This is a genomic window from Nocardioides sp. B129/18 (assembly GCF_055282735.1).
On the sequence record NZ_JBUZJI010000023.1, the window covers coordinates 61,022 to 71,168 of the forward strand.

Sequence of the window (10,147 nt, forward strand, 5' to 3'; positions counted from 1 at the left end):
CAGGGATCCGGGCGGGTGCGGGGGTCTCGACAGGCTCGACCACCGGGGCGGCGCGCGACCACGGGCGGCGGCGCACCGACGCGGCACCCCCGAGCCCCGCTCTCCTCGGTGTGCCTTTCAACGTGAAGCGGACCAGCAGGCCACCGACGGCGAGGACGCCCAGCGAGAGCCCGGCGAGAGTCTCGCCGCCCCAGCCTCAGACCCCGTACGACTCCCCTCGCGAGCGCAGCAGCCACGACCGCTCGGCGTACACCATGTCGTCGACCCACAGCCGCCGCGCGGTGCTCCGCATGGCCGGGCGCAGGAGTGGCGCGACGTGGCGGGCGACGGCGAAGCCGGTGCGCTCGGAGGTGGCGATGGTGGCCTCGACCATCATCGTGCGCGGCCGGCCGGCGGCGTCGAGGCCGAGCGGCGTCGCGTGGGTCTCGACGACGCTGCCGGCGCCCTCGCCCTCGGTGATCGTCATGACGATCGTGCGGGCGTCGGGGCAGGTGAACTCAGCGCGCACCGGGACGCCGAGGCGGCGGCTGACGCGGAAGGTGACGTCGACGGTGAGCACCTCGTCGTCGCTGGCGGCCTCGTCGACGGTGAGGTGGCTGAAGGCGTAGGGGTGGAACCACGAGCCGTGCCAGGGGTCGAGGCGGTTGGCGATGATGTCGCGCGGCTCGCAGGTGCCGGGGACGGCGACGACCGCCGAGACCGAGCGACCGAGGGCGGGACGCACCGGCAGGCGGGGCGCCTCGGAGGTGACCTCGCCGGCGGTGGGGATGCGCACCCACAGCAGGACGCCGTCGTCGTGGGCGGTGAAGGGCTGCCAGCCGGGGACGCCCTGCTCGTCGAGCGGCATGCCGTGCCAGCGGCAGTGGAGACGGTCGCCGAGCACCTCGCAGTCGGTGAGCAGCGCGCCGAGGTGGGGGCAGGAGCCAGGGGCGGCGTGGACGCCGGTGGAGGTGCGCCACAGGGCGACCTCCTGGCCGCCGACGTGACGCACGATCGAGGTGTCGCGCAGGTCGGTGGAGGCGCCGACGCAGTACCAGCCGCCGGGGTCGCGGGCCAGGGCGACGTCGAGCGCGGCGCGGATGCGCGCGGGCTTCGCGTCGCGCCACGACGGCTCGAGTCGGTCGCGCGAGGGCATCGGCCGCAGCGCCAGCGGGATGCGCTCGTGCAGCTGGCCGGGGACGGCGGCCGGCGGCTCGACGGCCGGGGCGCGCGTGGGCGCGAGGTGCGCCGCGGCGCCGCCGAGGGCGACGGCGGCCAGCGCCGCCTTGCGCCAGGTGGGCACCCGGGCGCGGGAGGTGAAGACGTCGTAGTCGGCGGCCTCGATGCGGTCGAGGATGCCGGCGTAGAGCCGCTGCGCGGTGCCGACGCAGCGACGCGAGGCGTCGGGCAGCAGCGCGAGACCGGCGTCGGCCTCGCGGTACAGCTCGCGGTTGCGCTCGAGCTCGAAGCGCATGAGCGCCCGCCAGGCGGGGTCGACGCGCCGCTCGAAGGGGTCGGCGCCGAAGCGCTCGAGGTCCTCCTGCGGCAGGTAGACCCGGCCGCGGTCGAGGTCCTCGTCGACGTCGCGCAGGAAGTTGGTGAGCTGGAAGGCCAGGCCGAGCGCCCGCGCGGGCTCCTTGGCCTGCGGCGAGAGCGGCTGCAGCACCGGCAGCATCATCTCGCCGATGACCGCCGCGGAGCCCTCCATGTAGCCCAGGAGGTCGTCCCACGTGGGGTAGTGGTCGACGGTGAGGTCCTGGGCCATGGCGTCGAAGAACCGCTCGAAGCACTCGGCGTCGATGCCGGTGGCGCCCACGGTGGTGGCGACGGCCGCCAGCACGGGGTCGTCGCTGCCGCCGGCGTGGACGGCGTCGACGAACCGGTGCTGGAAGTCGCGCAGCGCCGCCTCGGTGGCCGCCGCCGAGGGCGCCATCGTGGCGCCGGGGGCGTCGACGATGTCGTCGGCGAGCCGGCACAGGGCGTAGACGGCGTGCACGTGACGCCGCTGCTCGCGCGGCAGGATCGCCGCTCCCCAGAAGTACGTGGTGCCGTGCTGGCGGGTCAGCTCCGCGCAGCGGCGGTACCCCTCGAGGAGGTGCGGGTCGGCGACCGGCTCGGCGAGCGTGGCCATCAGGCCACCGCCCCGCTCGACCGCCGCTCACGACCGCGTCGGCGGACGCCGAGCGCGTCGGAGGGCAGGTGGTCGAGGACGCGCTGGGCGGCGAGCTTGCCGGAGACCAGCACCATCGGGACGCCGACGCCCGGCGTGGTGCCGGAGCCGGCGAAGAACAGGCCCGGCACCCGCTTCTCGACGTTCTTGGGCCGGAACGGCCCGGTCTGCAGGAACGTGTGGGCCAGCGCGAACGGGGTGCCGCGCTCCATGCCCTGGCGCTCCCAGTCGAGCGGGTCGACGAGCTCCTCGGCGACGATGTCGGTGGGGTAGCCCTCGGTCTCGAGGAACCGCTGGAGCTCCTCGCGGCTGCGGCCGCGCTGGGTCTTCCAGTCGACGACGCCGTCGAGGTTCGGCGCGGGCTCCAGCACGTAGAGCACGTGGCCGCCCTCGGGGGCCAGCGACGGGTCGCTCATCGTCGGCACGGTGACCAGGCGCGAGGGGTCGGGCATCATCCGGCCCTGCTTGATGAGGGCGTCGAAGGAGGAGTCCCAGGCGTCGGCGAAGTGGATGTTGTGGTGGTGGGTGCCGGCGGGCAGCTCCCCGCGCGCGCCGACGTGCCACACGACCGCCGAGGGGGAGTACTGCCCCTTGCGCACGACGCGGGGCGCCTTCAGCTCGGGCAGCAGGTGGCGGTAGGCGACCGGCAGGTCGAGGGTGCACACGACGGCGTCGGCGGCGATGCGCTCGGAGCCGTCGATCTCGACGCCGGCCACCGCGCCGTCGTTGCGGCGCAGCAGCCGCGAGACCGTGGCGCCGTAGCGAACGTCGACGCCGGCGTCCTCGGCCGCCTTGGCCATCGCCACCGGGACCGCGCCCATGCCGCCGTCGGGGAACCAGACGCCCTCGATGCAGTCCATGTAGGTGATCACGGCGTACAGCGAGAGGGCCGAGCTCGGCGGGAGGCCGGCGTACATGGCCTGGAAGGTGAAGAGGCGACGCAGGCGGTCGTCCTCGAAGCGGCGGGCCACCGCCGGGCCGAGCCGGCCGAAGCCGCCCATGCCCACCAGCCGCGCCGCAGCGGCGGGGGAGGAGAGCAGGTCGAGCGGAGAGTCGAAGTTGGCGTCGATGAAGTGCGGCATCTCGACGTCGTAGAGCCGACGCAGCCAGCCCACGAAGTCGTCGAAGGCGGCGGCGTCGCGCGCGCCGGACTTCTGGCGGATCTCCTCGCGCATGTTCTCGTGGCCGTGGCGCACGAGGATCTCCGAGCCGTCGGAGTACTTGGCGCGGTAGCCGGGGTCGAGCAGGCGCATCGGCAGCAGGGCGTCGAGGTCGCCGCCGGCGGCGCTGATGACGTCGTCGATCAGCCCGCGCATCGTGAGCACGGTGGGCCCGGTGTCGAAGGTGTAGCCCTGGTCGTGGATGCGGCCGCCGCGGCCGCCGGGGATCGTCTCGCGCTCGACGAGGACGATCTCGTGGCCCGAGCCGCTGAGGTGACAGGCGGTGGCGAGGCCGGCGAGGCCGGCCCCGATGACGACGACGCGGCTCATCGGTCTCTCCAGGCGACCTGGTCGGCGACGACGGTCAGGCCGGCGCGCGCGGCCGGCGCGACGGCGTCGTCGAGGGCGGTCAGGGCGCGAGCGTGGGCCTGCGCGATGAGCGCCTCGGCCTCGGCGCGCACGCCGAGGTCCTCCAGCTGAGCGGTCACGGTGCGCACGTCGTCCTCCTGGTGAGCGTGGCTGCGGATGCGCGTCAGGGCTCCGAGATCGGCGGCCGGGAGCCGCTCCTCGAGCAGGGCCAGCAGCACGGTGGCCTTGCTCTCGCGCAGGTCGTCGCCGGCGGGCTTGCCCGTGAGGGCGGGGTCGCCGAACACCCCGAGGAGGTCGTCGCGCAGGGCGAAGGCCTCGCCCAGCGCCCGACCGTAGGCCGAGAGCGCCTGCAGCGTCTCCGGGCCGGCGCCGGCGGCCAGCGCGCCCAGGCGCAGCGGCCGCTCGACGGTGTAGGCGCCGGACTTCGCGCGGGCGACCTCCCAGGCGCGGGCCAGGGCGTCGGGTCCGCCGCCGCGGGCGGCGCCGGCGAGGTCGCGCACCTGGCCGCGCACCAGCTCGACGCAGGTGAGCCACCACTCGGCGCGCACGGCGTCGGGCAGGCCGGCCACGAGCGCGTCGGCCTCGACGTGGGCGAGGTCGCCGACGAGCACGGCCACCGACTCGCCGTAGCGCGCGGCGTCGTCGCGGCCGCCGCTGGCGTGGTGAGCCTCGGTGGCGCGCACGTGGACGGCCGGGCGGCCGCGGCGCGTGGTGGAGGCGTCCATGACGTCGTCCTGGGCCAGGCCGAAGACGTGCAGGAGCTCCAGGGCCGCGCCCAGCGGCGCCACCTCGCGGGGGTCGAGCCCGCCGGCGGCCACGAAGCCCCAGTGGCACAGCAGGGGACGGAAGCGCTTGCCGCCGGCGTGCACCAGATCGGCGAGCAGGCCGGGGACGTCGTGCACCCCGAGCACGGGGTCGCCGCCGACGCCGTGCTCGGCGAGGTGCCGCCACTGCGTGGCGAGGGCGTGCAGCCGCTCGTCGAGGACCTCCTCGACGGCCGCCAGCGCGACCGCGGGGTCGGCGGGGGTGAGGGCGAGCGGATCGGCGGTCATCGTCGATCCCCGGTGCTCGCGGTGTCGAGGGCGCCGCGCAGGTCGTCGCCGTGCCGCTCGCCGAGGGCCTGCACCTGCAGGGCCATCCACGGGCTCACCAGCGCCGGTGCGGCCGCGACGAGCGCGCGCACCTGCGGCCAGGCCACCCAGGCGTGGTCGCCGACCTCGTCGGGGTCGGCGGCCAGGACGGTGCCCGAGGGCACCTGCGCCAGATGCACCGGGCACACCTCGTGCTCGACGACGCCGCTGACGTCGACGGCGCGGTAGCGGAAGTCGGGGAGCACGACGCGGGGCTCGGGCACCGCGAGCCCGAGCTCCTCGCCCACGCGACGACGCACGGCGTCGAGCATCGGCTCGTCGGGGCGCGGGTGACCGCAGCACGCGTTGGTCCAGGTGCCCGGCCAGGTGCGCTTGCCCAGCGCGCGGCGGGTCAGCAGCACGCGGCCGTCGTCGTCGAGGAGGTAGAGGGAGAAGGCCAGGTGCAGCGGGGTGTCGTCGGTGTGCACCTCCAGACGAGGCGCGACGCCGGTGGGACGGTCGTGCTCGTCGAGCAGGACGACCAGGTCGGCCGCGCTGCCGTCCGGGTCGGTCAGGGCCTCAGACACGTGGGGTATGGCTGGGCTCGGCACCATGCGCGGCCTCTCTCGGTGGGCGTGCTCGGTGTGGCGGTGATCCTCAACGTACGCAGGCGGATCGATCCGTGCCGACCCGATCGGGTGGGGCCCGGGCAACGCACCGCGTCAGCGGCCGTTGACCGACGCCGGCAGCACGGGCTCCAGGCGCAGCACCGCCCAGGCGGCGCTGAGCACGCAGCCGGCCACCAGCATCGCGATCCACGCCTCCGGCAGGCCGCGGCCGATCATCAGGCCGGCCACGGGCGGCGCGACGATCGCCGCGAGCTGGAAGACCCCCGAGGGGAGCGCGTTGTAGCGCCCGCGGAGGTGGTCGGGCGCGAGGTCGTTGACCAGGGCCGGGATCGTGGGCTGCAGCAGGGTCTCGCCGAGCCCGAAGACCGCCGCGCAGGCCGTCACCAGCACCGTCGCGCCCACGCCTCCGGGCAGCAGGCCCGAGACGCCGAGCAGCATCCACGCGGTGGCCCAGATCGCGGCGAAGACCACGATGACGCGGGTGCGTCGGCGCCCCTCGATGCGCTGCAGCACCAGCAGCTGCAGGAGCACGATCACGAGGGTGTTCGCGGCGAAGGCCAGGCCGACGTCGCGGGTGGAGACCTCGCTGACCGCGCGCGCGAAGGCCGGCATGCCGGTGTTGAGCTGGGCGTAGCCGACGAAGGCGGTGAGGAAGACCAGCACCATGAGCGAGGCCATGGCCGGCTCGCGCAGCACCGCGCGATAGCCCAGGGTGCGCAGCGCGGTGGCCGGCCGGTCGGGGTGGTCGGGATGGTCGGGGTGGCCCGCGATCACGTGCGGTCGCGGGTTGCCGACGCGGCGCAACGGGACGATGAGCAGCACGAGGGCGGGCACGAAGCTGAGCGCGTCGAGGAGGTAGATGGCCTGGAAGGTCGCCGGACGGCGCACGTCGACGAGCAGGCCGCCGAGGACGCCGCCGAGGCCGATGCCCAGGTTGAGCAGGCTGAAGTTGATGCCGAAGTAGCGCTGTCGGATGCCGCTGGGCACGACGTCGGCGATGAAGCTGGAGAAGGCCGGGAACGACAGCCCGCCGGCCAGGCCGTTGAGGGTGAGCGCGGCCGCCGCGACGGGCGCGCTCGTGGCCGAGGCGAGCACGACGTCGGCGGCGATCATCAGCACCAGCGAGGTGATCAGCACCCGACGCGGGCCGAGCCGGTCGATGGCGATGCCGCCGGGGGCGCTGGCCACCAGGCCGATGAGCGAGGGCACCGCCAGCAGCAGGCCCACCGTGGGCAGGGCGATGCCGCGGACCTCGTGGAGGTAGACGACCGAGAACGGCAGCACGAGCCCGGTGCCCACGAACTCCAGCACCACCACCGAGAGCAGCAGCCGGCCCTCGCGGGGGAGGTCGTGCCAGAAGGCGCTCAGCGGTGGTCGGGACGGCGGTGCGGGCGGCGCGGCGGGCTCGGAGGACATCGTCGGGGAGTCTCGCACCGCCCGCCGACATCGGCACCTCGGTTTCCCGCCCCGCCCCGACGCCCCGCGCGGCATGATGGGGACCGACCCCCTCGTCCTGCAGCGTCCCGAGAGGCCTCCCGTGATCCTCATCGTCGTCCTGGTCGTCCTCGCCGCGCTGGCGGTCGTCGGCGTCCTGGGCTTCAACCGCCTGCGCAGCCTCGAGGTCGGCGCCCAGGAGGCGCTCAGCGGCATCGACGTCCAGCTCACCCGCCGCGCGGATCTCGTCCCGAACCTCGTCGAGACCGTCAAGGGCTACGCCGCCCACGAGCGCACCGTGCTCGAGGACGTCACCCGCGCCCGGGCCGGCGTCCAGGCCGCCACGGCCGACGCCGACGTGCGGGCCAAGGCCTCGGCCGACGCCGCGCTCCAGGGCGCCCTGGGGCGCCTGCGGGTCGTCGCGGAGGCCTACCCCGCCCTCCAGGCCAACCAGAGCTTCGTCGAGCTCCAGCGCCAGCTGGCCGAGACCGAGGACCAGATCGCCTACGCCCGCACCTACTACAACGACGCCGCGGGCCGGCTGAACCGCCTGATCGTGACGTTCCCCTGGATGCTGCTGGTGGGCCCGGCCGGCGTCGCGCGCCGGGAGTTCTACGACGCCCCGGCCGGCCAGGAGGCCCCGCCCGCCGTCTCGTTCTGAGGCGCTCCCCTCAGAAGACCCCGCGCGGACGGAGCTGCACCGAGATCCGCGGACCGGCGTGCGCCACCTTGAGGACGGCGTGCTCCCAGGTGCGCTGGGCGCTGCCGCCCATGACGAGCAGGTCGCCGTGGCCGGTCTCGAAGGCCAGCGACGCGCCGCCGCCGCGCGGCCGCAGGTGCAGGCGGCGGGGGTCGCCCACGGAGACGATGGCGACCATGGTGTCCTCGGTGGAGCCGCGGCCGATGGTGTCGCCGTGCCAGGCCACGGAGTCCTCGCCGGAGCGGTAGAAGCAGCACCCGGCGGTGCGGAACGGCTCGCCGAGCTCGGGGCGGTAGTGCCGGCTCAGCGCCTCGCGCGCCTCCACCAGGCGCGGGTGGGGGAGCGCCTCGCCCTCGCCGTAGGTGTGCACCAGGCGGGGCACGTCGACGACCCGGTCGTACATCGCCCGGCGCTCCTGGCGCCACGGCACCCGGTGCACCAGGGCGTCGAGGACGGCGTCGGGCTCGGGCAGGAAGGAGCGGACGACGTCGACCCACGCGCCGTGGGCCAGGACGTGCCGCTCACGACCGGCGAGGCGGGTGAGCAAATCGACGTCCTCGACCTCGGAGAAGAGCGAGCCCTGGAAGTCCATGACCCCAGTCTACGCCTCTTCTCGAACATGCGTTCGAGAAGAGATGCTCAGGCGTGTCGGACCAGCGCGGCGGTGAGCTGCTCGACGGTCTCGTCGGCGAGCGCGGGCAGCTTGCGCGGCACCACGAGCGGCGCGAGCAGCCGCGTGATCCCGTGGAAGCGGAACTCCGCGCGGTAGTGGATCTCGGTGGACGCCTCGTCGACGGGGCGCAGGACGAGGATGTCGCGGCTGTTCGAGGAGCGGTTCTCGCCGCGGAACTCCAGGCGGTGCGGCCGCTCGGCGACCGCGGTGGTGTAGGTCAGCTCGACCTGGCGGCCCATGAACTCCGAGACGTTGGCGTAGCGCGTGCCGACGCCGAGGTCGCCGTCGAGGCGTCGGGTCGAGACCGTGCCGGGGTCCCACTGCTCGGTGCGGGAGAAGTCGAGCAGGTAGTCGTAGACCCGCTCGACGGGGACCGGGACGATGAAGGTGCGCTCCACGTGCATGCCTCGAACCTAGGCCGCCACGGATCCAGCGCGATCACCCGACCGGTGGGTCACGGATCCGTCGTGTGAGCCGTTCGAGCCCGCGACTATCGCGGTTCGCCTGACGTGGCCATGAAGGAATCCTTAATCTCGTCCCCGTGGAGAAGGTCATGTCCCCCGATGGCCGCACGCTCAAGCACGTCCAGGTGCGCGAGTACGTGCGGTCGTTGGTGACCGGCAGCGCGCCCGGGGCCCCGGCCCCGTCCGAGCGCGAGCTGGTGCACCAGTTCGGGGTCGCGCGCATGACCGTCCGGCAGGCGATGGACGCCCTCGTCGTGGAGGGGCTGCTCGAGCGCATCCCCGGCCGCGGCACCTTCGTCGCGCGTCCGCGTCGGTCGGCGAGCCGGATCATCGGGTTCACCGAGGAGATGCAGCGCCGCGGCCTCGTGGCGGAGTCCCAGACCCTCCTGGCGCGCCGCGAGCAGGCGGGTCCCGGCGTCGCCCGGGCCCTCAACCTCACCGAGGGCGACGCCGTCATCCACTGGCGCCGTCTGCGCCTGGCCGACGACCAGCCGATGTGCCTCGAGGACGCCTACCTCAACGAGATCCTGCTGCCCGGCTTCCTGCAGTCCGCGCTGCCGACCAGCCTCTACGACTCCTTCGAGGCCCGCGGCCTGCGTCCGGCCTGGGCCGAGGACTCCATCTCCGCCGACGTCTGCACGGCCGAGGAGGCCGGCCACCTCGGGCTCGACTCCGGGGCCGCCGTGCTGCGTCACTCGCGCCGCGCGCTGGCGGGCGAGAAGGTGCTCGAGGTGTCCCGCTCGGTCTACCGGGCCGACCGCTTCACGCTCTGGGTGCAGCTCGGCTCGGAGTGAGCCGACGCCCCGCGCGCGCTCAGCCCTCGACGGAGCGGATGCCGCCCAGGTGGCCCAGCGGCGCCACGAGGCGTCCGCTCTCCTCGCACACCCACTGCGGGTCGGGGCCGCCGAGGTCCGGGGTGATGTAGAGGCTGTGGGCGGGGCCGTCGCACAGGTGGCACAGCGGCCAGCGGCCGACGCTCTCGGAGAGGGTGTCCTGGACGTCCTGGGCGATCAGCCCGGCGAGGTACTCCACGCCCGCGGGCCAATGGTCGACCCACCAGCTGCGCGAGGAGACGGCCTCCTCCAGCGCCGAGACCGCGACGGCGGTCGCGAGCGCGCGCGCCTGCAGGTCCCGCAGCACCCGGGCGCGGGCCTCCATCAGCACGGTGGCGTCCACGTGGCCCATCCAACACGCCCGGCCAAGCCCGGACGCCGGGCCGCGGGCGCCGCGCGGGATGATCGGGCGGTGATCCTCATCGACCCGCCCCAGGTGCCCGGCCACGGCCGGATGTGGTCGCACCTGGTCAGCGACGTCTCCTACGAGGAGCTGCACGCCTTCGCCCGCGCCGCCGGCGTCCCGGAGCGCGGGTTCGACCGCGATCACTACGACGTCCCGGCCGAGCACTACGACGCGCTGGTGGCCGCCGGCGCGACGCCGGTGCGCAGCCGCGAGCTGGTGGCCCGGCTGGCCGCGGCCGGCCTGCGCCGCCGCGGACCCCG

Annotated in this window: 11 protein-coding genes; 3 read left to right on the forward strand and 8 right to left on the reverse strand. The window is 74.8% G+C overall.

Annotated features, from left to right (window positions below; genetic code table 11):
• Positions 1 to 196: 196 nt before the first annotated feature.
• From ACZDWJ_RS15490 to ACZDWJ_RS15510, 5 genes are all read right to left on the reverse strand, one after another.
• Complete coding sequence (locus ACZDWJ_RS15490) at positions 197 to 2,110, reverse strand: DUF5914 domain-containing protein (RefSeq protein ID WP_463522261.1); 1,914 nt, start codon at positions 2,108 to 2,110, stop codon at positions 197 to 199.
• Positions 2,110 to 3,639: a phytoene desaturase family protein gene (locus ACZDWJ_RS15495; RefSeq protein WP_463522263.1), complete on the reverse strand. Its 1,530-nt coding sequence runs from the start codon at positions 3,637 to 3,639 to the stop codon at positions 2,110 to 2,112. The genes ACZDWJ_RS15490 and ACZDWJ_RS15495 overlap by 1 nt, the downstream gene beginning before the upstream one ends.
• On the reverse strand, positions 3,636 to 4,730 hold the full coding sequence (locus ACZDWJ_RS15500) for a polyprenyl synthetase family protein (RefSeq protein ID WP_463522265.1): 1,095 nt from the start codon (positions 4,728 to 4,730) through the stop codon (positions 3,636 to 3,638). Before ACZDWJ_RS15500 ends, ACZDWJ_RS15495 begins: the two co-directional genes overlap by 4 nt.
• On the reverse strand, positions 4,727 to 5,335 hold the full coding sequence (idi, locus tag ACZDWJ_RS15505) for an isopentenyl-diphosphate Delta-isomerase (protein WP_463522267.1): 609 nt from the start codon (positions 5,333 to 5,335) through the stop codon (positions 4,727 to 4,729). The genes ACZDWJ_RS15500 and idi overlap by 4 nt, the downstream gene beginning before the upstream one ends.
• 135 nt (positions 5,336 to 5,470) lie before the next feature.
• Entirely contained in the window at positions 5,471 to 6,793 is a 1,323-nt protein-coding gene (locus ACZDWJ_RS15510) for an MFS transporter (RefSeq protein ID WP_463522269.1), read from the reverse strand.
• Positions 6,794 to 6,914: 121 nt separating this feature from the next.
• Between ACZDWJ_RS15510 and ACZDWJ_RS15515 the strand changes: the two genes are divergently transcribed.
• Entirely contained in the window at positions 6,915 to 7,472 is a 558-nt protein-coding gene (locus tag ACZDWJ_RS15515; protein WP_463522271.1) for a LemA family protein, read from the forward strand.
• 10 nt (positions 7,473 to 7,482) lie between these two features.
• Here ACZDWJ_RS15515 and ACZDWJ_RS15520 read toward each other — a convergent pair whose 3' ends face one another.
• Together ACZDWJ_RS15520 and ACZDWJ_RS15525 are read right to left on the reverse strand one after the other, a co-directional pair.
• Positions 7,483 to 8,103 carry an alpha-ketoglutarate-dependent dioxygenase AlkB gene (locus tag ACZDWJ_RS15520; protein ID WP_463522273.1) on the reverse strand — a complete coding sequence of 207 codons (621 nt, stop codon included), beginning with the start codon at positions 8,101 to 8,103 and terminating at the stop codon, positions 7,483 to 7,485.
• Positions 8,104 to 8,150: 47 nt separating this feature from the next.
• Positions 8,151 to 8,588 carry an SRPBCC family protein gene (locus tag ACZDWJ_RS15525; protein ID WP_463522275.1) on the reverse strand — a complete coding sequence of 146 codons (438 nt, stop codon included), beginning with the start codon at positions 8,586 to 8,588 and terminating at the stop codon, positions 8,151 to 8,153.
• Positions 8,589 to 8,725: 137 nt separating this feature from the next.
• Here ACZDWJ_RS15525 and ACZDWJ_RS15530 point away from each other — a divergent pair, with 137 nt between their 5' ends.
• Entirely contained in the window at positions 8,726 to 9,442 is a 717-nt protein-coding gene (locus ACZDWJ_RS15530) for a GntR family transcriptional regulator (protein ID WP_463522277.1), read from the forward strand.
• A 19-nt stretch (positions 9,443 to 9,461) separates the two neighbouring features.
• Here the strand turns inward: ACZDWJ_RS15530 and ACZDWJ_RS15535 are convergent, their stop codons facing one another.
• Positions 9,462 to 9,833, reverse strand: coding sequence for a hypothetical protein (locus tag ACZDWJ_RS15535; RefSeq protein WP_463522279.1), 372 nt, complete (start codon positions 9,831 to 9,833; stop codon positions 9,462 to 9,464).
• Positions 9,834 to 9,893: 60 nt separating this feature from the next.
• On the opposite strand from ACZDWJ_RS15535, the gene ACZDWJ_RS15540 reads away from it, so the two are divergent.
• Positions 9,894 to 10,147, forward strand: a 254-nt coding sequence (locus ACZDWJ_RS15540; RefSeq protein ID WP_463522281.1) for a DUF4031 domain-containing protein, incomplete at its 3' end; no start/stop codon positions are given.